Raw genomic sequence first — 21,998 nt, 5'->3', positions numbered from 1 at the left:
CTTTTAGCGTTTACCATGAGAGATAGCCATGCCGAAATCTAGCCGACGTTTTGCTTTGAGTAGTTCTGTTGGCAGCGCAGACTCTCGCGTGGTGATAGTCATGATTTGTTTTTTGGTAATTGGTTGGTATAGCGCTAAAGACCTAGGCTATATGCTTACTGGAGGGAGTTGGTTGAGCACGCCAGGTGTGGTCGTACACTCGAGAGTAGATAAGACCGGACGTTTGAACAGCGATACTTTGTATATTGAATTTACTTATGCGGTAAATGGCAAGGCTTATACTAGCAACAACATTGACTTTGGTGCTTGGGCTTACGACATTCCAGCTTATTTACAAAAGTATCCGGTAGGAAAACCCGTTACCGTGCACTACGACCCTGCATCGCCTAACGATGCGGTGCTTGAAAAGTCGGGCAGCTTTTTGTTAAGCCTAATAATGTGTGTACTCTTTTGGGGCGCAGCAGGCGCGATGGGGTATTATCGGTTTGTTCGCAGGGCTTAGGTTTTGTGTTTTTAATGTCAAAACACAATGTTTAGTTGAGGCACGCTAAATAATTCACCCCTTTTTGTTTTTTGCATCGTTTGTAGGGTAAATGCGGCAAAAAGGAAGACCTATGCTTATCGATTCTATTAGCCATACTTCTCAGTTACATAATCACTTACCTAATAAATTGTCTAATACATTACTTAATCAATCAACAGGCAGTGTTAAGCGCTTTATGGCAAGTATTGTCTGCGCTGGCGTTGTTACCTTTGCGCTTTTTGCTGGCATGCAGGCCATGGTTGCACAAGACGATATGCGGCAAGTTAAATCTGCACCCGCTGCGCTGATCAATATCATGATGCCCGAACTTGATGAAACGATTCGCACTTTAATCGTGGTGCCTGAGCCCCCCATAGCCAAACAGCTGCCGCAGTCCAAACCATTGGTGCCCGATGATGAAAGCCACAACAATGACTTTACAAACCCAGTTATGACAGTGCCGCCAGTACAAATATCGGTTATTCAACCGGGGCTTGTTGTTGAGAAGCAGCCTCGTCCTATGGTGCGGGTGCCACCGCAATATCCTAATAATGCAGCGACCAAAGGTATAGAAGGTTACGTTACGCTTTCGTTTAGCGTGAATGCAGTAGGTGAGGTAGAGAATGTTATTGTTGTAGACGCCCAGCCCAAAGGCGTTTTTGAAAAGGCGGCCAAGCGAGCATTGCGTAAATGGAAGTATCAGCCCAGAATAGAACAAGGAAAGGCAGTAGCCATGAGCGGCCTTGCCGTAACGCTCGACTTTACCCTAGAGCAGTAAACACTTTTCAGCCCTAGTTAAGGAGCTTGGATTTGAAGCTATTAACCAGCCTAGGATTATTGGATAGCAAAACAAATGATGTTGATGTGCTCATTGCCGAATATGCAATTAAGCAAAAGCAAAAAGTGTTTGACCAGCTTTATGCCCAGTTAGCTGACGATTTGTATCATTATTTGGTTTCATTATCTGACCAAGATTTGGCGCAAGATATCGCCCAAAAGACATGGCTAAAGGTGTATGAAAAGCCTCAGCGGTACCAAGGCAAAGCCGGGTTTAAGTTTTGGTTATTCCGGGTGGGGCGCAACGCCTTAATTGACGAATTTAGGAAGCAAAATCGCGTGTGTCATTTATTGGAAGAGCACCTTACAGAAGATGGTACAAGGCAAGAGGATATTTTGGAGCAAGATATTCAACTTTGTTTTGACCGCGCTTTAATGGCTCTGCCTTTTTTGCAGCGAGAAGCCTTTTGCTTGCAACAAGAGGGATTTAGTTTAGAGCAAATAGCTCAAATAAGTGGCGACCCGAAAGAAACCATCAAAACCCGATTGCGCTATGCGAAAGGTTTTTTAAAACGCCGTTTGGAGACTCTTCATGAGTGATAAACATTCAGCACAACAAAATAGCGAGCAGGCGGAATCTCATAACAAGCGCGGGACAAACCATGAGCCTTACACAAGTAAAGCTAATACGCCATCGCTTGAGGCACTTTATCAGGCACGCAAAGCGCGCGTTAAATCACCGGCTGGTGTAAAGTCGCACTTTGATAATGCTGCCTCACCCACCCGATATGCATTTGCCAATATGATTGAGTCGCTTAGCGCCCGTATAAAAACAACAGCTACCTTCGCCGCTGTAGCAGTTGCAATATTGGTGATCAGTTATCATCAATACGTCCCCAATTCTAGCTATTTAGTGCAAGCAAACCAGCCTGCAATGACGGCAAAATATACTAGCGTGCAGGTGCATATCTTAGACTCGGAAGTAGCTGAACCAACTAGTCAGCGCACGTTTAATTACAGCAAAGCCAAGCAAGATATGCTTAGCCAGCAAGCCTCGCGAATAGACTACACACAAATAGCGCGCGTAGTTAATTTTGAAGAAAGCGCTCAGCTAGTTACCTGTAATGAAGAGCTCATAGAAATATCGAAGCAAGCACTTACTATGCTGCTCAGTGCAGACAAAGCAAGCTCAACTGCACAGCCGCCCACGTTACTAGAAGGTGAGTTGATGGCGCTGACCTTTAGTGAGAGTGGGTATATCTTGGATATTCATCGCGCTGTGGTTGGGGAGCAGTGTGGGTGATTGACGAAGTAGTGGGCATTTAATTCGCATGAAACGCTTAGCGTAACGGTTTGAGCCTTCAGTTACTGAGAAATGAATAGTTTGCGCTTCACCATATTTCGTTTTTTCATTGCTCTGTTATGGGCGCCTGCTAACAGATGTGCGCAGTGATTAGTAGTATTGACACACTAGCTTCGGAATTTAAGGTAAAGCGTTTCGAATAGAGCAAACTAATAGCCTTGTACTAATTTGTAAGCCGTTACGCCGGCAGTTTGTATGCACCAATGTAAGCGCAAGCCCAAATGCTCACGCCTATGACTAAAGTCGACGCCCATTCGTATTGTTCAGGCAATAAAAAAGACGCAATAAGGTCACCGCATAAAGCGCCCGCGAATATACCTAATGCTAATCCGAAGTAGTTGATCTTCATATTAGTCTGCTTTTTGAACTTAGGTTTCATTGAATTAGAGGTCACTCTATTTTCATTTATTAAGTGAGCTCAAAATTTATCATTTTCTAATATTAATTCTTATGAACAATAGTTCAGAACCATATCGTAACACCAAGGTTGCCAGGCCGCGTGTGCTTAAAGCTTAGTTTGCCAGAGGGAGTCGATATCCATCAACGACATAAGTTAAAACAACAATATCCAAAAAAATCTAGTGCGCGACACAGTTCGTTTTTGTACTGTATAGAAAATCTTGGAATCTGTAATTCTTGGCTAACCCGCTTAATATGACCATTAACTTCTATCAAATCCATGCGGCGGAATACTTCGATGAAACTATTTCACTGTCGATGAACGAGGCACTTGCGCGCTTTATGCCAAGACTGTCCAAAGGCTCTAGTGTGCTTGATTTGGGTTGTGGTTCAGGCCGCGACAGTCTCTATTTTATTGAAAATGGCTTTGCAGTCACTGCGCTCGATGGTTGCGAGGCATTGGCTAAAAAAGCATCGCTGCACATCGGGCAAGAGGTGCTAGTGCAAGATTTTTGCGCATTGTCTTTACCGTCTAAGTTTGATGGCATTTGGGCCTGTGCTAGTTTATTGCATCTACCGAAAAAAGACATGCTGCCTGTATTGAAGTACCTTAAAGCTCATCTGTCGCCAAATGGCGTTTTTTACGCTTCGTTCAAAGCTATAAACGAAGATGAAGGGCTTACACACGAAGGTGTTGATTCAAAAGGGCGTTTCTTTGCATATTACGACATGGACGAATTAATTGAATTGTTTCAAGAAGTTGGTTTTAAAGCCATCGAACAATGGCAAGAGCGCAAGCCTTTGCGCGGGGGAATGCAAACTTGGCTAAATCTCATTGTGACTCATGCTAAATAATACCTCCCATCAAATTAGCTTTGGCAATGAAGATCCATTTTTGCCGCATCTATTAGAGGCGATAAACCGCTCTGCACGGATTGATTTTGCTGTATCGTTTATCAAAATGTCGGGCTTGCAAAAGATATTGTCAGCACTGGTAGATGCTGGTGAGCGTGGTGCATCCATTCGGATTTTAACCAGTGATTATTTGAACATTACCGAGCCATCGGCACTGGGTACCTTAAATTCATTAACGAATATTCAAACTTATTTGTTTGCCGCCCGGGAGCAAAGCTTTCATGTAAAGTCTTATATTTTTTGTTATGGCGATGAGCACGAAAATCTGAGCGACGGCATTGCATTTATTGGTTCAAGTAACTTGTCAAAGGCGGCACTGACTAACGCATTTGAATGGAACGTGGGTGTTCAACGAGAGCGCGAGCCCGCTATGTTTTCTGCTATACAGGCTGCTTTTGCAAAGTTGCTAAACCATCCTTATACCTCAGCGACTAACGACATAATCATCGCCCAGTACGCTAAAAGATATGAGGCAAATCGTCAGTTAGCAGCGACTCACGTTGCTGAACCAAGCCCGCAGCCAGCCCCTGAGCAAGTTGAAGAAGCATTTCAACCCAACATGATTCAAGAAGAAGCTTTGCAAGCTCTCGCTAAAACCAGAGAAGATGGCTATTTGCGTGGCTTAGTTGTGATGGCAACAGGCACAGGGAAAACTTGGTTGGCGGCTTTCGATGCTGCCAATATAGAAGCGAAGCGTGTGTTGTTTATTGCGCATCGAGAAGAAATCTTACTTCAAGCCCAAGCCACTTTTGGACAGCTTTTACCCAACTACACTAGCGGTATTGTAAATGCGCAGCAAAAAGAACTGAAAGCCGATTTAGTTTTTGCTTCTGTAATGACGATTGGTAAAGGACACATTCTGCAACGTCTTCCTGCCGACCACTTCGATTACGTTGTAATTGATGAATTTCATCATGCCAGTGCGCCCTCATATCAAGCGGTGATGAATTACTTTACGCCGCGCTTTTTACTGGGCTTGACCGCCACGCCAAAACGCACAGATAACGCAAATATTCTTGCCCTTTGTGACAACAATTTGGTTTATCAAATTGATATGCCCCTAGCAATTGCAAAATCAGTGCTCGTTCCATTTCGCTACTATGGCATAAAAGATACAGTGGATTACGCAGAAATACCTTGGCGCAACGGTAAATTTGACCCAGATGCGCTTACATCAAAATTTGCCACTCGGCAGCGAGCGCAGCATAACTTTGTGAACTGGCAAGCGCGAAAACAAAGTCGCACGCTGGGCTTTTGTGTGTCTATCGCGCACGCAGAGTTCATGGCTGAGTACTTTTCAAGTCAAGGCGCAAGAGCGCTTGCCGTGCATTCACGCTCGCATACGCCGCGCAATGTTGCTTTGCAGATGCTATCGAGAGGCGAGATTGACATCATTTTCGCGGTAGATTTGTTTAACGAAGGTACCGATTTACCGCTAATCGATACGATTTTAATGCTGCGCCCCACCGAATCAAAAATCATCTATTTACAGCAAATAGGCCGAGGCTTGCGCTTAGCGCATGGCAAGTCGCATTTGGTGATCATTGATTATGTGGGCAATCACAATACTTATTTTACTCAGTTCGAGGCCTTATTAGGCATCAATTCAAGCAATGAGCAGCGTAAAGCGTTTTTAAAGAACGCGCATGCAATAACACTAGATAATGGCTGCTTTGTTAACTTAGCGCCTGATGCGGTAAGTATGTTAGACAAGCTCGTTCAAAGCAGCGTAAAGACACATCAAGCCTTATACCAGAATTTAAGTGAAACGCTCGGACATAGGCCTACATTGAGTGAATATATAGAAGGTGGCGGAGATGTAAGCAAGATTCGCCATCATAGTGATTTCTGGTTCAACTTTGTGTATCAACAGGAAGGGATGCCGTCAGAAATGGAAGCCGTGATTAACGAACATGGCGCGCTGCTATTTGAAGTAGAGAAAACAGCGATGACCAAGTCTTTTAAGATGATTTTGCTCAAAGCCTTTATTGAATGTGGCGGTCTGTTGGGCGCGGTTGAGATAAGCACGCTTTGTGAGCGCTCGTGGTACGTACTGCGCAGACATCCCGAATTATTTAATGACCTAACAAAGCCATTGCAGCGGCATATTACCAATGGCGATTATCCTGCCAGTTTCACTACGTATTGGAATAAAAACCCTATCAATGCCTGGGTAGGTGGGAATTCGAAGAAGCGTAAAGCGTTTTTTGAAGTTGAAAATGATAGATTTGGGCTTAAAAAACCCGTGTCTAAACAGCAACACGATTTGTTGTCGAGTTGCTTGTTGGAGTTGATTGATTATAAGTTGATGGTTTATGGGCTGCGAGAGGGGGTAGTAGTTGGATAAGCTCGTTGCTTTTGCTCAATAAAGTGTTCGGGTTTATTGTGCCATAAAACTGATAGCAAAAAAATTGGTTAGAAATCTACCGTTTAAATACAAAAATCAACAAATAAAGGGAAATAAACTACCGAAAAAAGAAGAACACCTCATGAATTCGGAGCTTTACTACCGTGAGGTGTTTGGACGCTACTTGATATTATTCGATATTCTGGATCTGCTCCCGCATCTGCTCAATCAACACCTTTATTTCCACCGCCGACTGCGTCACATCTTTATTAATCGACTTACTGCCTAAGGTGTTCGCTTCGCGGTTAAATTCTTGCATCATAAAATCGAGTCTGCGGCCGATTGCACCGCCCTTTTTCATGATCTTTTGCGTTTCGCCAATGTGCGATTTGAGGCGGTCTAGTTCTTCGGCTACATCGGTTTTTTGGGCAAGCAATACCATCTCTTGCTCTACGCGGGTATCTTCAAGCTCTACTTGCGCCTCGGCAAACTTGCTGCGAATGCGCTCTTTTTGCCATTCGAGTACCGCTGGCATGTGCGCAATAACCGATTCTACTTCGCTCAATATGCCGTCGAGCCTTTGATGAATAAGGGCAGCCATGCTTTCGCCTTCGCTTGCGCGGGCCGATAAAAACTGTGTAAGGGCCTCGTCAAACGCGCTCATGAGTTGTTGCTGCATTTGGTCTACATCGGCCTCTTGCGTGGCCATTACGCCAGGCCATCGCAATATGTCGGTGGGGTTTATGCTGCCGTCTGCCCCGGCTGTTTGCACCTGCTTTGCCGCCTGTATAAGCTGATTAGCAAGCTCCGGATGAAAAGTCATGGCGCCTTGATTTGCTTCATTGAAACTCAAGCGCAGCGCACACTCAACTTTGCCGCGCTGCAGGCGCTTTCTGAAACGCTCGCGTAAAAGTGGCTCAAGCGACCTAAACTGCTCTGGCAAACGATAGTGCGTTTCTAAGTAGCGCTGATTTACCGACCTAATTTCCCATACTGCGCTGCCCCATTCTGCTTTGGTCTCAACGCGGGCAAATCCTGTCATGCTGTAAATCATAGCGGTCTCTTTTGTGGTTTATATTTCGTGTTTAAGTCTAGTGAGTATGGCCGCTAATGTCATGTTTTTATTTATGTGAGGGCTTAGTGAAATTTCGCTTTTTTGCGTAATCAAGAGTGTGATATTGTGATGTTTAAAGTTTAATCACGGAAGCATTACCATACCAAGGAGAGTATATGAATTCCCTGAAATCTTGCGTAGCAATTATGTGCGTTTGCATGTTGTTTGTGTCTTCAGCACTGGCCGATACCGGGCCAAGTCCTGCCGATTTTGCCAAAGACTCTGAATTTTCGTCGGCAAAAATAAGCCCCGATGGCAAACACCTCGCCATAATTATAAGGAAAGACGACAAGCGGCGGTTGGCTATTGTTAAAGCCGACACGCTAGAGCCTGTGGGTGGTGCCGATTTTGGTGGCAAACAACAGGTGGGTGCGTTTTGGTGGGCAAACAATGAGCGCATTGTTATGCAAATATTGCAGAGCGAGCCATGGTCGGAAGACCCAAGTTACTACGGAGAGCTATACGCGATAAACCTCGATGGCAAGCTCGGCGAAATTATTTTTGGCTATCGCGGCGGTGAGCAGCAAGTAGGCACTAAGCTTAAAACAAAAGAGGCGGTGCGTGGTTTTGCTGACGTAGTAAACCTCTTGCCTAACGACGAAGACCATATTCTCATTACCGTTAAGCCTTGGAGCATGGCTGGCTTGTCGCAAAAAACGCTGCACAAGCTTAACATTAACACTGGCGACCTAAGTTCGGTTGTGGCTAGCACGCCGCTAGGCACTTTTTACGTTGTTTCTACTGACGAGGGCGAGCCCGTTGTTGCGGTTGGCATTGATGAAAATTACAAACGCATCATTTATAGCTACAACAACGGCCAATACAACGACATTTCTGATCAAGGCTTTGGTGGCGGTTTTGAGGCAATTGGGGTAGACGAGCAAGGCGAAAACTTAATTTATATCGACGACAGTGAAACGAATACCACTGCCCTATACCGAATGAACCTCAAATCGGGTAAGAGAGCACTTATTTACAATAACCCAAAGGTAGATATAACCGGCTTAGCGCTCGACAGTACCGATAGTGTGCCGCTGGCTATTGCCCTTGACGATGGCTACCCAAGCTATGTCTTGCTCGACTCAGCGTCTAGTGAGCGTGCAATTTATGAGCACCTGTTTAGTGTATTTAAAGGATATGTGGTTTCTATCACCAGCGCAGACGACGCCAATGAGCAATTCGTCATTTACGCCCACAATGAAATTGTGCCCGGTCAGTTTTATCTATACAACGCTAAAACTAAGAAGCTCAGGCTGTTATTTACAAACAAAAAAGAGCTGCCAAGTACGTCGCTTTCGCAGTCTTTTCCGTTCTCATTTGCAGCCTCCGACGGCGCGCAAATACCTGCTTATATAACCTTCCCCTCGCATATTCCTGAAACCCAAAATGTGCCTTTAGTGGTCCTTGTGCACGGCGGGCCAGAGTCGCGAGACTATTGGCGCTTCAACTCTGAAGTGCAAATGCTGGCATCTAGAGGCTATGCGGTGTTGCGCGTTAATTTCAGAGGGTCAACCGGCTATGGCAAAAAACATCAATTCGCCGTCCGTAAAAACTGGGGCACGCTTGCCCAGCAAGACATCATTGAGGCAACGCAATATGTGATTAACTCAGGCGGCATTCAAACAGATAAGGTTTGCATAATGGGAAGCAGCTTTGGTGGTTACTCTGCGGTGATGTCGGCCACAATCGCGCCCGATTTGTTTACGTGCGTGGTAGCAAGTGCTGGTGTTTACGACCTTGAACAACTTAAAGAGGAGGGGAACGTAAGCGAGTACCTGCTTTATGGCCCAGCTTTTTTAAATATACAACTAGGCAGCGACCCAGCTCAGTTAAAAGCGCAGTCACCAGTGACTCATGTAGCAAAGTTAAAAGCGCCTTTATTGCTGGCTCATGGCGGTGACGACTACCAAGTGCCTATTGCGCATGCCAAAACGCTTATGACCGAGCTCGACCGTTATTCAAAAGACTACCAGTGGTTTACCATTGACCGCGCTGGGCACAGTTTTTATGAAGAAGAGTCGCAAATTAAATATTTTGAGACTGTTGCGGCATTTTTAGACAAGCACCTAAAGTAGGCCTTTATACTCAACATCGGTTTGGACGCCCCTTCTAGATGCGGTATACTCTACCGCATCTTATCTCGCCTCATTATTTCGCGTTAACTGTTAGCGCGGTTCAGGCATCAAGGAGCCCTATTACATGCGTCCAAGCAATCGCACGGCCAGTCAAATTCGTCCAGTTACTATTACTCGTTCATTCACATGCCACGCTGAAGGCTCGGTATTGATAGAGTTTGGCAATACAAAAGTGCTGTGTAACGCCAGTGTTCAAGAGGGCGTGCCGCGCTTTATGAAGGGCCAAGGAAAGGGCTGGATAACAGCCGAGTACAGCATGCTTCCTCGCGCCACCCACACTCGTTCTGATCGAGAGGCCGCTCGTGGCAAGCAAGGCGGCAGAACCCTTGAAATACAGCGTTTAATTGCCCGCTCACTGCGCGCCGCGGTAGACCTGAAAATGCTGGGCGAAAACACCATTACCGTTGACTGCGACGTGATCCAAGCCGACGGCGGCACGCGCACCGCCTCAATTACAGGCGCCTGCGTGGCATTAGTTGACGCGCTTTCTTGGATGCGTAAAAAAGGCATTTTAAAAACGAACCCACTTAAGCACATGATTGCCGCGCTGTCGGTAGGTGTGTACAAAGGCGCGGCCATTGCCGATTTAGAATACTTAGAAGACTCCGACGCTGAAACCGACATGAACGTGGTAATGACTGAAACCGGCAAACTCATTGAAGTACAGGGCACCGCAGAGGGTGAACCGTTCAGCTTTGACGAAATGAACGAAATGCTAGAGCTGGCCCGCGTTGGCATAAAAGAGCTCTTTGATATTCAGCGCACCGCGCTTGCATAAGCAGCCCTAGCCAAAATATGTAGCGATACCTAGCGCTTCGTTTTGATGACAACGTTTGAGAGTTAAACCATGCACGACTATAAACGAGAATTTATTGAATTTGCGATACAGCGCAATGTGCTTAAGTTTGGTGAATTTACCTTAAAATCGGGCCGCACCAGCCCGTACTTTTTCAATGCAGGTTTGTTTAACACAGGTCGTGATTTGGCTAAGCTCGGCCATTTTTATGCAAGCGCCCTGCAAACTGAAAAAGCAGAGTACGACGTGCTGTTTGGCCCTGCCTACAAGGGCATCACTATTGCCTCGGCCACGGCAATTGCGCTCTCAAATTCTTACGGTGAAGACGTTCCGTTTTGTTTTAATCGCAAAGAGGCGAAAACTCACGGCGAGGGTGGCTCATTGGTGGGTAGTCCACTAGAGGGCAACATCATGCTGGTAGATGATGTTATAACTGCAGGAACGGCCATTCGTGAGTCGATGGAAATAATTACCCAGCATAAAGCGACATTGGCAGGTGTGCTCATCGCATTAGACCGCCAAGAGAAGGGACGCGGTGAATTGTCGGCTATTCAAGAGGTAGAGCGCGATTATCACACCAAGGTTTATTCTATAGTGACTTTAAGTGATGTAGTGGCTTACTTAAAAGAACACGACGATAACGCACAGGCCATTGCCTCTATCGAAACTTATAGAGAGCAATACGGCATTGCCCTTTAGGCACTCAGGATTACTGCGTGAATAAGCGTAATGAAGATGATGTATTTGCAAGTGCTGATCATCAGCTAGATGCATTAGGGCTGCGCTGCCCTGAGCCGGTGATGATGGTGCGTTTAAAGGTAAGAAAGATGCGAGACGGCGAAACCTTATGCATTACCGCCGACGACCACTCCACCACTCGCGACATCCCGAGCTTTTGCCGTTTTATGGACCACACGCTACTAGCTCAAGATACCGACGCTGCCCCTTATCGGTATTTGATTCGAAAGGGCATATAAGTAATACAACCAAGCCTGATACGAGGGTTGTCATCCTCTATCCTATAATCGCCGTCATCATCGCGAAGGCGATGATCTCCATGAGGTTCTCGACTTATTCAGGCTTCATAAACTTTAAAGTCCAGCGGTCGGTGTTGCCACTTACTGAACGGGCGCCTACTTCGTATTCTAGCTCGTCATCTTCTTTGTAGTGTAAGTCTGCAAAATCTACCAGTACAAAGCCAGCATCTTGAATCTCTTTAATTGCTTTTACCGGGTCAAAGCGTCGTCGGTTGCTGTCGTTCATAGGCTCCATGTGGCGGGCTGTGTGGTCAACAACGGCGTAAATGCCGCCGGGTTTTAGTGCGTCAAACGCAGCTTTGTTCATAGCAGCGCGGCCTTGGTCGCCAAAGTTGTGATAGTTTCTAAACGTTACCACCATATCGGCGTCGGTCACGCCGAGGCTACCTAGCTCAAGTGAATAAAACCGTGAGCCTTCTTCGCGGTAAAGACGAGCGTCTTTTGCAATAATGTTCATGCGCTCAAAGCCGGGCGCAGTGGCTAGCGCAGTTTCTATACGGCTTGTACCAATGGCGCCGTAATAGGTGCCCTTTTCTGCCAATACCGGCACAAGCAGCTTTGTGTACCATCCGCCACCGGGTATAAGCTCAATCACCGTCATATCGTCTTCTAAGCCAAAAAAGCTTAAGGTTTCAATAGGCTTACGGTTACGGTCGCGCTCAACTTCCGCTTGGCTTCTAATATCTGACGACATCGCCGCTTTGAGCTTTTCTTCAACGTTGGCGTGCGCCGGCGTAAATACAAAGCAGCAGGCGAGCCCTAATGCAATTAATGGTTTCATGTAAACATCCTCTTAATTGTTATGTGTATGTCAGCCAAACAATCTGACTAAGCTGAAAGAATCTTATAAGTGATAAACCCTGCAATCAAAATGCTAATTCCTACCACCACCTGCCATTTATACCGCCTAACAATTTTTTCGGTTCGGTTTCCAAAGAAATACACCAGTATTGCTAAGCCAAAATAACGAATGCAGCGACTCGTAGTAATGGCCAGCATATACAAAAACAGCGAATAGCTAGTGACCCCCGCAATTAACATCGCAATTTGCAGCGGTATGGGTGTTACGCCGGTACTGAACACAAACCAAAACCCATGAGTGTCCATTTGCCCTTTAAAGGTTTCAAATTCTTGCTCGGTAGTGATGTAAGTCATGATAGGGTCACGCAGCAAGTCAAACAAAAAGTAACCAATAAAGTAACCCAACAATGCGCCCACCAAACAGCCCAATGTAGTAACCGCTGCAATCAGCCAGAGTTTCTCTCTACGGGCCTGCATCAGCGGTATCAATAGTGTTTCAAGGGGAATTGGCACAACGGTTGATTCAAGAAACGATGCTAGGCCTATGCTGGGGAGCATATGCTCAGAATGAATCATTTTTTTAATGCGTTTTTTTAAACGTTTTCTAGTACCCAAGCGGTAAGCGTCCAATAAGGCTAAAAGAAATCAGCCCACTGCTTGCATAAACAATGGGCTGGTGAGAATTGATGCGCCCTACAGGCAAGCATTGCCCCGTAAAAAGCGCCCTGGCAATGCTTTGCAGCAACATCAGTCTTGCTTGTAAATCAGGCCGTCTTTCATCACAAAATTTACGTCTTGCAGCACACGAATATTGTCGATTGGATCGCCCTTAACTGCGACTAAATCAGCAAGCTTGTTCTTTTCTATGGTACCAAGTTTGTCATCGATTTTAAGCAGTTTTGCGGTGTTATAGGTAGCCGAGCGGATTGCATCCATAGGCGACATGCCTGCGCTCACCATGAGTTCAAACTCCAAAGCATTGTCACCATGGGGCGATACGCCTGCGTCTGTACCAAACGCAATCATCACACCGTTTTCATAGGCTTTTGCAAAGGTGTTTTGAATTAGAGGGCCAATCGCAGCGGCTTTTGGGCGCACAATCGCAGGAAAATAACCGTCGATTTTCGCTTTTTCTGCCACAAAGTTACCTGCCGATATGGTGGGCACGTAATACACTTTGTTTTTGCGCATCAGCTTAAAAATCTCATCGTCCATGTAGGTGCCGTGCTCAATAGAGTCAACGCCTGCAAGTATTGCGCGTTTCATGCCTTCTTTGCCATGAGCGTGCACGGCAACTGTCATCTCGTAGTCTTTGGCGGTTTGCACAATCGCTTCGAGTTCGTCGGTCATAAACTGTGGGTTTTGTCCGCTCTTGGCAACCGACAACACCCCGCCCGTAGCGGTTATTTTGATGAGGTCGGCACCGTCTTTATAACGCTGACGCACTGCTTGTCGTGCTTGTGCTACGCCATTCACAACACCTTCAGAAGGCGTTGGGCTGCCCATTAAGTCGCGGCGCATACCGTTGGTAGGATCGGCGTGTCCGCCGGTGGTAGCAATAGACTTGCCCGAGGTATAAATACGAGGGCCTGCCACGATACCGCGGTCAATGGCCTTTCTTAATGCAACGGTTTCATTGTAACTGTCGCCTAAGTTTCGTACGGTGGTAAACCCTGCCATGAGTGTTTTTTGCGCATAATCTACGCCTGCAATAGCGTAGTCAGCTTCGTTGTTACTAAAGCGCTTTAAGTAGCCAGCAGTGCCTTCATTTTGAAAGGTAATGTGGGTGTGCATGTCCATAAAGCCGGGCATCAAAGTATGGTCGCTCAAATCCACAAACGTATCGGAATCAGAGCCTTGTTGCTTACCGTCCAAAATATCGGTAATCAGCCCCTCGTCAACTACAACGGTGAGGTCTTTTCTCATTTTACCGTCTTCTGCGGTAATCACTTTGCTGGCATATATGTAGGTGGCAGAAAGTGCAGGACTGCTGAGCGTTAAAGACAAGCTCGCTATCAGTATGCACTTCGAGAAAGATTGAATTATTTTCATTGTTATAACCTTTTTCTTCGAGTGTTCACACATTAGGACAATATGTCCTTGAGATCAAAGATTTCGTGTCGATATACTAAGTTAACACCTTCACTTTGTTTGCATGAGAGGTGCCCGTATCATGCCCAAAAATAGACCCACCCAAGACCACGAAGTCACGTTTGAAGAATCCGAACAATTAGTCTCTACTACCGACGCAAGGGGTGTAATTACCTATGCTAACGACATCTTCTGTAAAGTGGCAGGATATACCGAAGATGAACTTGTAGGACATAGCCATAACATCGTTCGCCACCCCGATATGCCGGCAGCAGCTTTTAAAGACATGTGGGATCATTTAAAAGCCGGTCAGTCTTGGCATGGCATTGTAAAAAATCGATGTAAAGACGGCAGCTATTACTGGGTCGACGCCTTTGTTACCCCAATCTATGAAAATGATGCATTAGTTGGTTATCAATCGGTAAGGGTCAAGCCTAAGCCCGAGCAAGTCACTCGGGCAGAAGAGTTATACACCAGCATAAATGCAGGTAAGTCCGATTCACGCTTTCGCCTTGATTACGCGAAAAAATCAGCGCTATTTTTATTATTGCTGTTGGCGCTAACGATATATGCGGGCTTAAGCGCCAGCTGGTTTGTGAGTCTCGGCATCATTGCGTTATCGCTAAGTGCTCTTGTGATATTCAAAGGGGAACTTATCGATACCCCGCGTCTTGCTCAGAGCTTGAAAGATGAATATGACAGTGTGAGCCGCTATGTGCTCGGAGGCAGCGGTTCATCAGGAATCGTTAATTTTCATTTGGGCATGCAAAAAGCCATGCAGCGCACAATCATCGGGCGCACGCAGGATGCATCGCAGCGTATTGAGCAAATCGCTCATAAAACCTTAGAAATTGCGGAGCAAACAAATCTGGGTATAAGTCGGCAACAAGCTGAAATGTTTGCCATAACCGAGGCAATTGGCGCGATGGAGGCGGGCAGTCAGTCGGTGTTAAATAGTACTAATCAAACCAATCAGAGTGTCGCTTCTACTAATGAACAATGTGCGTCGGCAAAAGCACTTATTTTGCAAGGGCGTGACGGTGTTAACAGTCTCGCGGATGTGGTGGAGCAGGCGGCTGATACTGCCGACTCATTGATGCAGGCTTCTGAGGTAGTGGCGCAAACCATCGGAGAAATTGAATCTATTGCCGACCAAACCAACTTATTGGCCTTAAACGCTGCGATTGAGGCGGCGCGCGCGGGCGAAAGTGGCAGAGGTTTTTCAGTTGTGGCAGACGAGGTGCGGGCGCTGTCTACTCGTACTCAGGAGTCGGCGGCAAGAACTATCAATAGCACCAACACCATGCGCGACACGCTCAAAGAATGGGTTGAAAAAATGCATTTTTCTAAAGAAACCGCCATGCAAAGTGCAGAGCAAGCCAACGAATCTGCGCAAAGTATTGCGGGTATCTATACCATGATTGACGATATTGCCAATTTGCTCGACGGCATCGTAAACGCGAGCCAAGCGCAAAATCAAAACTGTATCAACGTAAAAGGCAGTATCGAAGCGATGTTAGCGGTGGCCGATACTAACACCACAATGGCCCAACAGATGCAGCAAAATGCAGCAAACTTAGACCGAAATATCACCCTATTAAGCGGCTTGTCAAAAACCTTCAGAGCCTAATGAGAAGTGACTCGCGGCTGTTTATTCAGCCGCGTCAATGCTGCCAATGCTAAAGCGATAGTCACCGCTTTGTAGGTAGAGCGAAAGCTTGCCGTTGTGCTGAATCTGCTGGGCCTGCTCAACCCACCTATAAAGCACGTTTTGATGCACGCGCGCCCACAAGTTACGTCGTACCTTGCAATACGGAACCGGGTGGCCGTCAAACTCTCTAAGCTCCACAGGGTGGTCTTGGTTAATAGTAAAGCGCTCACCAACACTGGTTGTTACATGTATAACATTGTCTTGTTCGCTGTGATCAATAATCACAAAAGGAACGTCTTCTACGGTAATTCCAATTTTTTCAACAGGTGTGACTAAAAAGTACTTCTCGTCTTCTTTTTTAATCACGCTTGCAAAAAGCTTAACCAATGGCGCACGCGTAAACGGCGTGCCCTCATGCCACCACTGCCCACTGCGTTTAATCACAAGATTCATATCGCCACAAAACGCAGGATTCCAACGGTCTACCGGCGGCGAGTTTGACTCGGAATCCTCAGGTGTGCCTTTCATGCCTGCACTAAGCTGCTGCTGCAACGAAAACAAGTCCATTATTGCTTTGCTTCTAACTCGGCTTTAATGTCGCGCAGCACGTCTTTAAAGCGTCGCATGTTGTCAGGGCCCATGCGTACAAGCTGTTTTTGCGGTCCCGACAGCGCTTCAAGTTTAGGGTCGGCAAATTTGTACATTACGGTTTCAGATATTACTTCAATCGGCACCGGCACTAAGGGCGTGTCGAGCAATTCATCTATCGCCCGGATAATAGTGGCATCTAAACTTTCACCGGGGCGAGAAATTTCTGCAAACTTCTCAACAAGGGTCGGTTTATACGATTCATAGGCTTTGAGTAGCTCATCGGTGTCAACAGTTTCAAGCGCATCAATATATGGCGTGTAGCGTACAAACGAGCTTCGGTCTATCCAAATTTTGTCTGCTTGCCTATACACCGAAAAGTCTTGCTCAGGCGGAGTGAGTAGGTTGTCTCTTAAGGTGATTTCTTCATTGGCAAGATTGTTTACGTTAATTACAAACTTTTGCAATAAAGCGTCGCTTGTTAAAAACTCGCTGATCTTCGGTGAGCGGATAGCCTGCACAACCGCCATTTTCACCGCGGCGTCGCTCACATCGAGCGCGACTTCTTCTGCCTCTTCAATTACTGGCTCAAGTGCTTCGACCGCTTCAGACTCTTCACCTATCACCACTTCTGTTGGCATTTGTGGCGGCGCAAATACTTCGGTTTCTTCGGCTGGTGCTTCGCTGAGTACCGGTTCAATCGCCGGTGGCACTTCAGTGCCGGTAGCTGGCATTTCAACCGTGCCGCTCAAGCTTGTGTTTACGCCCTCATCTGCATCGTCACTGCTTGGCCAGAACACCAATACAATGAGCAATATAAATAGTACCCCTGCGACAATGATGTAGGGTTTCATCTGCTGCATTTGACTGTTTTCTTCGCTCATATCATTCTCCGTTGCTGAAAGTACGTGTTAGTTTTTTTAACCACCTGCACTTATGTTTTATATGGTAAACATGGTGTTGACTATAGATATTTCAATTAATTCCTTTATTTTCATGTGGTTTTATACGCGCCGCAGCAAATATAGACGCCTTAAAGCGCGAAAATGAAAGCGTGAAAATGTACGAAACGATGAACTTATCAAGCAACTGCGCGTAAAAGTTGGCTTAAAGCTGATCAAGTTCTCCCTCAAATTCATGGAATTAGCGCTGAAAGAGGCGTGATGGCGGCCTTGACTTCAATTAGCATGACAACGTTAAAGCGAGCGCCTATATGCATAAATTTTTAATCGCCGACATTAAAAAATCCCCGATTGCCATTAACACTTTAGAGGTGCAATCATTTGAGATGAATGTATATCTGGTAAAACTTTATACGCCACAGGGCGATGGTTTTGTATACGACGATGCCGACCGGCCCATGCGGTTTCATAATTCTCAGCAAATACGCGACGCCTTTGAGCAATGCGAGGTAGACCGAGCGGTGATGGTGCACGACTCTCCATACGATGAAATGATTGGCAATCCAAACAAGGCAGAGCCGTCTATGTCGATGCCTTTCTCTATGCAGCAGCCTTATTAAGCATGCAGAGCGACTAGTCTTCGCTTGCCTTGTGCTGACGCACGCTCACTAAACGTTGTTGTTTCATGACTAAGCGATGATGCAGTTTCTCTTTATCTTCGCCATGAGCCGTTTTTAATTTGGTCTCCAAAAGCGCAATTTGTTCTAGTAGGTTGTGCTCCTGCTTTTCAATGCTTTCAGCCTCTTCTGCTTTATCAAAGATGATATCTTCTGGATGCGGCTCTTGCGCTTGTTTTGCACTCGCTTTTTGTGCAGTTTCTTGCTCACTGGTTTTGGCAATAAGAGGCGGTAGGTCGTCGAGTCTGCGCTGATTCATAAAGCTAGGTGATACAATTTCGATATTGTCGCCATGCAGGGTATCTAACACGCTCGCCATTAATTTCGAACGCGCTGAGATCATGCTTTTTACTTCTGTGAGCAGGCCAGATACGCGATAGCTAATACTGAAATCGCCAAGCTCAATAATTTGCACAAACGGGTCGCTGAGCGATACTTTTTCAGCGGCCTCAATAAGCAATTTTTCAATACGGCTGTGGTGCAAGTCATAGCCTAGCGACAGATTGGCCGAAATAATAGTGCCAGAGGAGCGCACAACCTGAAGGGGATGGGCCAGCATATAACTGTTGGTAAAATGAATAAGCTCTCGCTGCTCGGTTTGCACCTCGGTATCAAATAAACCGCGTTCAGTCACTCGTCCAAAATGGCCGTCTAATCTCACAAAATCACCCGTTCTAAAAGGTTTTGTAATGCGCATCACTACCCCGGCCATTAAATTAGACACAATGCTGGTAGACGAGAACGCAATTACGCCAGAGAGTAATACGCCAATTAGCGCAAGCATTTGATTGCGTATGCTGGGGTCAATGGGCAGTGAAATAACCAAAGCCACAATGCTAATCACATAAGCCAGCAGCAAAATTAATTGGCGCGGTAACTTCTCAGACGCGCTTAAGCCTTCTTTGCCAAGTAAGACCTTGTGTAGCACCCATAAAATAAGGAGCGTAAACATCAGCAGTACCAAAAATGGTAGCAGGCCAATGCCGAGCGTGATGGCGTTGGAAAGGATTTCTTGCATGGTGTAGCCTCGGTTAGACAGGCATTACGTTGGCGTTTTGCTCTGTTGGTAACGTTAGTTTTGTTAAAGCTCGCCAATGAGCCCGTATCGCGATATTAGAGCAAGCCCCAAGCGCTTAAGCAATGTCTTTATGTGGCTGATGTTTGCTCTGGTCAGTCTGCGTATTTTTCCACCGCTTCTTTAAGACTCACGTCACAACAAAATTTATTAGCCAACATAACCATACCCGACACTTTTCTGTTAACTAATGCCACGTCAAAGTTTGGTGGTTCAATGACGCTGCGCTCTTTCATTAGCACTTTTGTGCTGTCGTATAAGCGCTGAATCAACTCGCGTGACTTAAAATTATAATGATTTGTCTGTAAGCACTCGCTCGCCATTAAGCATGCATTAAGTATCACGCTCTCTACCTCGTTGGTCATCGAATCATTAATGAGTGAGAGCCCGCGCATAGCGCTTTGCATGGCGTTAACGTCCTGCGCCAGCATGCCCAAGGCCATTTGTTTGTAGTGGCGCTGTATGTTATCAGGAATGGGCCTGCACGCACCAAAATCAAGCAATACAATTTGTTTGCTCTTTGGCGCATATAAATAGTTTGCAAAGTTGGGGTCACTTTGAATAAGCGCATAGTCAAAAAGCTCTGCCAACATTAAACGAAATAGCGCGTTAATTGCCGCTTGTTTGTCTTGGTCGCGCACATTTTTCTCGCAAAGTGACTCTATAGGCACTCCTTCAATAAATGACATACACAATATGTGTTGATTGCTCAAAGGCGCATATACTTCAGGCACTAAAAACTGCGGCTGGTTTTGCAGAAGCTTCGCAAAATTTTTCATATGTTCAGCCTCTTGGGCATAGTCAGCCTCGCTGATCAACTGCGCTTTTGCTTGCTGCAATATAGTGTCTAGGTCAAAGCCTTTTGGCAGCATACCGCTGAGTTTAATAAAGCGCCCAATGTTGTTAACGTCGCTGTCTATGCTTTGCGCCACGCCAGGGTATTGCACTTTAACCGCGAGCCACTCTCCGGTTTTAAGCTGCGCTTTATGCACCTGACCAATCGACGCTGCCGCTACCGGCTCAAAGCTGAAATACGAAAAATGATTTGCCCAATTGTTGCCCCAATGGGCGTTTAGCATGCTAAGCAGCTGCGTTTTAGGCATGGAGTCGGCGCCTTGGCGCAAGGTAGCCAGAATAGGCTCCCATTCGGGCGGTAAAAACTCGCCTGCATCCATCGACAGCATTTGTCCGACCTTCATGGCGGCTCCGCGCATTTCACTTAAGTGCTTGGTTAAGGTTGACGCATTGGTACTGGTGAGCAAGGTAGATTGAACAGACGGGCGCTGCGCTTTTAACAACTGGCTGGCGGTATTGCCAAGGGCGCTTGTGGCAATACTACCCGCCATTTTGCCAAGCTTGCCTAAACGAGAAAGACGAGAAGCCGGGATTTTACTCGCTTTGTTTTGATTCATGTGTCTCACTTGTGTATGTTTGCGCAATCATGGCGCTTAAGCCCCAACAACGAGATAAAGGATAGTAACATCATGGCTCAGTCAAAATTAGATTTCATTTTATATGGCGCTAGCTCCTTTGTGGGTCAGATCATGGTTGAATACTTAGCATCGTATTCTGCCGAGAGTTTTAGTTGGGCCATTGCTGGTCGTGACGAACAAAAGCTACTTTCGCTTAAATCTCAATTTAAACTAAACGAAATCCAACATTTTGTTGCCGATGCAACAGATGCTGAGGCCCTAAGCGCAATGTGTGCGCAAACTAAAGTGGTGGTTACAACCGTGGGGCCATATGCACTTTATGGTGAACCTTTGGTGGCGGCCTGCGCGCAGAGCGGCACAGATTATTGCGACCTCACCGGCGAGCCTCAGTGGATAAAAGCTATGCTCGATAAATACGAAGCGCAAGCTAAGGCTTCGGGTGCTCGTATCGTCAATTGTGCTGGCTTTGATTCTATCCCATCAGATTTAGGGGTGTACTTGTCGCAAACCCTTGCGATTGAGAAAACCGGCGAGCCAGCTAAGCAGATAAAAATGCGAGTGCGAAAGGTGAAAGGCACGGCATCAGGCGGCACGGTAGCAAGCTTGCTCAATGTGCTTAAAGAGGCAGGCGCTAATCAAGACCTCAAGCGTCAGCTCTTAAACCCTTATTTGTTGTGTCCACAGGGGCACGATTTCAGTAAGCGCCAAAAGGTGCATAAAAAGGCTGAATATGACGAAGAGCTTGAACTCTGGACCATGCCTTTTGTGATGGCGGCAATCAATGAACGTATTGTGCATCGCTCTAATGCCTTGCTGAACAATCGCTACGGCAAAGACTTTATGTACGACGAGGCTATGTCGGCAAAAGGCGCTGGCACAGCGTGGCTTACCACCCTTGTTTTAGGCGCATTTGTTGGCGCAGCCAGCATTGGGCCTATCCGAAATTTGTTGAGCAAGTATGTCTTGCCTAAGCCTGGAGAAGGACCAAGCAAACAGCAGCAAGAAGAGGGCATGTTTGACATGCGCTTTTATGCAGCGCTGCCAAAAGATCCGAATGTCAGGACCATGCAAAGCGCAATGCAAGTTGTGCAGGTGTATGGCGACAAAGACCCAGGTTATGGCTCGACTGCAAAAATGTTGTCGCAGCTTACCCTTTGCCTAGCAAAGGACGCCGAGGGTGTTAAGGGCGGATTTTGGACGCCTGCGTCTGCTCTAGCAGCGCCGCTGATGAAGCGACTAGCAGAGCATGCAGGCGTACAGGTAAGAGAAATGTAGGCTCTTGCTCATTGAGCAAGACAAAAAGTGACACGAGTAAGGGGTGCATTGGCGGCGCACAATCAGCACAGAAGCAGCACCCAAACGACATAAAAGCGT

The 21,998-nt window shown here is 46.4% G+C and carries 22 protein-coding genes; 13 read left to right on the top strand and 9 right to left on the bottom strand.

What is annotated here, in order from left to right:
- Nucleotides 1-28: 28 nt before the first annotated feature.
- From ACFO4O_RS00850 to ACFO4O_RS00835, 4 genes are all read left to right on the top strand, one after another.
- Nucleotides 29-502 (top strand): DUF3592 domain-containing protein, encoded by a 474-nt coding sequence (locus ACFO4O_RS00850; protein ID WP_382405340.1) that lies wholly within the window; start codon nucleotides 29-31, stop codon nucleotides 500-502.
- A gap of 112 nt (nucleotides 503-614) precedes the next feature.
- A complete protein-coding gene (locus tag ACFO4O_RS00845) occupies nucleotides 615-1,301 on the top strand; it encodes a TonB family protein (RefSeq protein ID WP_382405338.1) in 687 nt (228 codons plus the stop codon).
- A gap of 32 nt (nucleotides 1,302-1,333) precedes the next feature.
- Nucleotides 1,334-1,900: an RNA polymerase sigma factor gene (locus tag ACFO4O_RS00840; protein WP_382405337.1), complete on the top strand. Its 567-nt coding sequence runs from the start codon at nucleotides 1,334-1,336 to the stop codon at nucleotides 1,898-1,900.
- Nucleotides 1,893-2,603: a hypothetical protein gene (locus ACFO4O_RS00835; protein ID WP_382405336.1), complete on the top strand. Its 711-nt coding sequence runs from the start codon at nucleotides 1,893-1,895 to the stop codon at nucleotides 2,601-2,603. The genes ACFO4O_RS00840 and ACFO4O_RS00835 overlap by 8 nt, the downstream gene beginning before the upstream one ends.
- A 238-nt stretch (nucleotides 2,604-2,841) precedes the next feature.
- On the opposite strand, the gene ACFO4O_RS00830 is transcribed toward ACFO4O_RS00835, so the two are convergent.
- Nucleotides 2,842-3,012, bottom strand: coding sequence for a hypothetical protein (locus tag ACFO4O_RS00830; protein WP_382405335.1), 171 nt, complete (start codon nucleotides 3,010-3,012; stop codon nucleotides 2,842-2,844).
- A 287-nt stretch (nucleotides 3,013-3,299) separates the two neighbouring features.
- Between ACFO4O_RS00830 and ACFO4O_RS00825 the strand changes: the two genes are divergently transcribed.
- Nucleotides 3,300-3,917, top strand: a complete 618-nt coding sequence (locus ACFO4O_RS00825) for a class I SAM-dependent methyltransferase (protein ID WP_382405333.1) — start codon at nucleotides 3,300-3,302, stop codon at nucleotides 3,915-3,917.
- Nucleotides 3,907-6,324: a DEAD/DEAH box helicase family protein gene (locus ACFO4O_RS00820; RefSeq protein ID WP_382405331.1), complete on the top strand. Its 2,418-nt coding sequence runs from the start codon at nucleotides 3,907-3,909 to the stop codon at nucleotides 6,322-6,324. Before ACFO4O_RS00825 ends, ACFO4O_RS00820 begins: the two co-directional genes overlap by 11 nt.
- Before the next feature lie 190 nt (nucleotides 6,325-6,514).
- On the opposite strand, the gene ACFO4O_RS00815 is transcribed toward ACFO4O_RS00820, so the two are convergent.
- Nucleotides 6,515-7,378 carry a YicC/YloC family endoribonuclease gene (locus ACFO4O_RS00815; protein ID WP_382405330.1) on the bottom strand — a complete coding sequence of 288 codons (864 nt, stop codon included), beginning with the start codon at nucleotides 7,376-7,378 and terminating at the stop codon, nucleotides 6,515-6,517.
- A 176-nt stretch (nucleotides 7,379-7,554) separates the two neighbouring features.
- Here ACFO4O_RS00815 and ACFO4O_RS00810 point away from each other — a divergent pair, with 176 nt between their 5' ends.
- The 4 genes from ACFO4O_RS00810 to tusA all read left to right on the top strand — a co-directional run bounded on the left by ACFO4O_RS00810 (nucleotide 7,555) and on the right by tusA (nucleotide 11,346).
- Nucleotides 7,555-9,513 (top strand): S9 family peptidase, encoded by a 1,959-nt coding sequence (locus ACFO4O_RS00810; RefSeq protein WP_382405328.1) that lies wholly within the window; start codon nucleotides 7,555-7,557, stop codon nucleotides 9,511-9,513.
- Nucleotides 9,514-9,637: 124 nt separating this feature from the next.
- Entirely contained in the window at nucleotides 9,638-10,351 is a 714-nt protein-coding gene (rph, locus tag ACFO4O_RS00805; RefSeq protein ID WP_382405326.1) for a ribonuclease PH, read from the top strand.
- Between the two features lie 69 nt (nucleotides 10,352-10,420).
- Nucleotides 10,421-11,068: an orotate phosphoribosyltransferase gene (gene pyrE, locus ACFO4O_RS00800; RefSeq protein ID WP_382405324.1), complete on the top strand. Its 648-nt coding sequence runs from the start codon at nucleotides 10,421-10,423 to the stop codon at nucleotides 11,066-11,068.
- Nucleotides 11,069-11,085: 17 nt separating this feature from the next.
- Nucleotides 11,086-11,346: a sulfurtransferase TusA gene (gene tusA, locus ACFO4O_RS00795; RefSeq protein WP_382405323.1), complete on the top strand. Its 261-nt coding sequence runs from the start codon at nucleotides 11,086-11,088 to the stop codon at nucleotides 11,344-11,346.
- Between the two features lie 94 nt (nucleotides 11,347-11,440).
- Here tusA and ACFO4O_RS00790 read toward each other — a convergent pair whose 3' ends face one another.
- The 3 genes from ACFO4O_RS00790 to ACFO4O_RS00780 all read right to left on the bottom strand — a co-directional run bounded on the left by ACFO4O_RS00790 (nucleotide 11,441) and on the right by ACFO4O_RS00780 (nucleotide 14,259).
- Nucleotides 11,441-12,187 carry a class I SAM-dependent methyltransferase gene (locus ACFO4O_RS00790; RefSeq protein WP_382405322.1) on the bottom strand — a complete coding sequence of 249 codons (747 nt, stop codon included), beginning with the start codon at nucleotides 12,185-12,187 and terminating at the stop codon, nucleotides 11,441-11,443.
- 47 nt (nucleotides 12,188-12,234) lie between these two features.
- The gene (locus ACFO4O_RS00785) at nucleotides 12,235-12,822 is read right to left on the bottom strand and encodes a YqaA family protein (protein WP_382405321.1); all 588 of its coding nucleotides are present in this window, start codon (nucleotides 12,820-12,822) and stop codon (nucleotides 12,235-12,237) included.
- 132 nt (nucleotides 12,823-12,954) lie between these two features.
- Entirely contained in the window at nucleotides 12,955-14,259 is a 1,305-nt protein-coding gene (locus ACFO4O_RS00780; RefSeq protein ID WP_382405319.1) for a metal-dependent hydrolase family protein, read from the bottom strand.
- A gap of 121 nt (nucleotides 14,260-14,380) precedes the next feature.
- Here ACFO4O_RS00780 and ACFO4O_RS00775 point away from each other — a divergent pair, with 121 nt between their 5' ends.
- On the top strand, nucleotides 14,381-15,928 hold the full coding sequence (locus tag ACFO4O_RS00775; protein ID WP_382405317.1) for a methyl-accepting chemotaxis protein: 1,548 nt from the start codon (nucleotides 14,381-14,383) through the stop codon (nucleotides 15,926-15,928).
- Between the two features lie 21 nt (nucleotides 15,929-15,949).
- On the opposite strand, the gene ACFO4O_RS00770 is transcribed toward ACFO4O_RS00775, so the two are convergent.
- Both ACFO4O_RS00770 and ACFO4O_RS00765 read right to left on the bottom strand, forming a co-directional pair.
- A complete protein-coding gene (locus ACFO4O_RS00770; protein WP_382405316.1) occupies nucleotides 15,950-16,516 on the bottom strand; it encodes a DUF1285 domain-containing protein in 567 nt (188 codons plus the stop codon).
- The gene (locus tag ACFO4O_RS00765; protein ID WP_382405314.1) at nucleotides 16,516-17,421 is read right to left on the bottom strand and encodes a DUF3014 domain-containing protein; all 906 of its coding nucleotides are present in this window, start codon (nucleotides 17,419-17,421) and stop codon (nucleotides 16,516-16,518) included. The genes ACFO4O_RS00770 and ACFO4O_RS00765 overlap by 1 nt, the downstream gene beginning before the upstream one ends.
- A 329-nt stretch (nucleotides 17,422-17,750) precedes the next feature.
- On the opposite strand from ACFO4O_RS00765, the gene ACFO4O_RS00760 reads away from it, so the two are divergent.
- Entirely contained in the window at nucleotides 17,751-18,059 is a 309-nt protein-coding gene (locus ACFO4O_RS00760; protein ID WP_382405313.1) for a DUF6482 family protein, read from the top strand.
- A gap of 13 nt (nucleotides 18,060-18,072) precedes the next feature.
- Here the strand turns inward: ACFO4O_RS00760 and ACFO4O_RS00755 are convergent, their stop codons facing one another.
- Together ACFO4O_RS00755 and ACFO4O_RS00750 are read right to left on the bottom strand one after the other, a co-directional pair.
- Nucleotides 18,073-19,134, bottom strand: a complete 1,062-nt coding sequence (locus ACFO4O_RS00755) for a mechanosensitive ion channel family protein (RefSeq protein WP_382405312.1) — start codon at nucleotides 19,132-19,134, stop codon at nucleotides 18,073-18,075.
- A gap of 152 nt (nucleotides 19,135-19,286) precedes the next feature.
- Entirely contained in the window at nucleotides 19,287-20,603 is a 1,317-nt protein-coding gene (locus tag ACFO4O_RS00750; protein ID WP_382405310.1) for an ABC1 kinase family protein, read from the bottom strand.
- Between the two features lie 72 nt (nucleotides 20,604-20,675).
- Between ACFO4O_RS00750 and ACFO4O_RS00745 the strand changes: the two genes are divergently transcribed.
- Nucleotides 20,676-21,899 carry a saccharopine dehydrogenase family protein gene (locus ACFO4O_RS00745; protein ID WP_382405309.1) on the top strand — a complete coding sequence of 408 codons (1,224 nt, stop codon included), beginning with the start codon at nucleotides 20,676-20,678 and terminating at the stop codon, nucleotides 21,897-21,899.
- Nucleotides 21,900-21,998: the final 99 nt, after the last annotated feature.

This window comes from Glaciecola siphonariae, assembly GCF_042652645.1.
GTDB lineage: Bacteria > Pseudomonadota > Gammaproteobacteria > Enterobacterales > Alteromonadaceae > Glaciecola > Glaciecola siphonariae.
The sequence above is the reverse complement of the archived record's forward strand: the minus strand, read 5'-3'. Positions and strand labels throughout refer to the sequence as shown.

Bases quoted from the DNA above. Each gene is read 5' to 3' on its own strand.
- ACFO4O_RS00850 (WP_382405340.1), top strand. From the start codon at position 29: ATGCCGAAATCTAGCCGACGTTTTGCTTTGAGTAGTTCTGTTGGCAGC.
- ACFO4O_RS00845 (WP_382405338.1), top strand. From the start codon at position 615: ATGCTTATCGATTCTATTAGCCATACTTCTCAGTTACATAATCACTTA.
- ACFO4O_RS00835 (WP_382405336.1), top strand. From the start codon at position 1,893: ATGAGTGATAAACATTCAGCACAACAAAATAGCGAGCAGGCGGAATCT.
- ACFO4O_RS00830 (WP_382405335.1), bottom strand. From the start codon at position 3,012: ATGAAGATCAACTACTTCGGATTAGCATTAGGTATATTCGCGGGCGCT.
- ACFO4O_RS00820 (WP_382405331.1), top strand. From the start codon at position 3,907: ATGCTAAATAATACCTCCCATCAAATTAGCTTTGGCAATGAAGATCCA.
- ACFO4O_RS00815 (WP_382405330.1), bottom strand. From the start codon at position 7,378: ATGATTTACAGCATGACAGGATTTGCCCGCGTTGAGACCAAAGCAGAA.
- ACFO4O_RS00810 (WP_382405328.1), top strand. From the start codon at position 7,555: ATGAATTCCCTGAAATCTTGCGTAGCAATTATGTGCGTTTGCATGTTG.
- rph (WP_382405326.1), top strand. From the start codon at position 9,638: ATGCGTCCAAGCAATCGCACGGCCAGTCAAATTCGTCCAGTTACTATT.
- pyrE (WP_382405324.1), top strand. From the start codon at position 10,421: ATGCACGACTATAAACGAGAATTTATTGAATTTGCGATACAGCGCAAT.
- ACFO4O_RS00790 (WP_382405322.1), bottom strand. From the start codon at position 12,187: ATGAAACCATTAATTGCATTAGGGCTCGCCTGCTGCTTTGTATTTACG.
- ACFO4O_RS00780 (WP_382405319.1), bottom strand. From the start codon at position 14,259: ATGAAAATAATTCAATCTTTCTCGAAGTGCATACTGATAGCGAGCTTG.
- ACFO4O_RS00775 (WP_382405317.1), top strand. From the start codon at position 14,381: ATGCCCAAAAATAGACCCACCCAAGACCACGAAGTCACGTTTGAAGAA.
- ACFO4O_RS00770 (WP_382405316.1), bottom strand. From the start codon at position 16,516: ATGGACTTGTTTTCGTTGCAGCAGCAGCTTAGTGCAGGCATGAAAGGC.
- ACFO4O_RS00765 (WP_382405314.1), bottom strand. From the start codon at position 17,421: ATGAGCGAAGAAAACAGTCAAATGCAGCAGATGAAACCCTACATCATT.
- ACFO4O_RS00760 (WP_382405313.1), top strand. From the start codon at position 17,751: ATGCATAAATTTTTAATCGCCGACATTAAAAAATCCCCGATTGCCATT.
- ACFO4O_RS00755 (WP_382405312.1), bottom strand. From the start codon at position 19,134: ATGCAAGAAATCCTTTCCAACGCCATCACGCTCGGCATTGGCCTGCTA.
- ACFO4O_RS00750 (WP_382405310.1), bottom strand. From the start codon at position 20,603: ATGAATCAAAACAAAGCGAGTAAAATCCCGGCTTCTCGTCTTTCTCGT.
- ACFO4O_RS00745 (WP_382405309.1), top strand. From the start codon at position 20,676: ATGGCTCAGTCAAAATTAGATTTCATTTTATATGGCGCTAGCTCCTTT.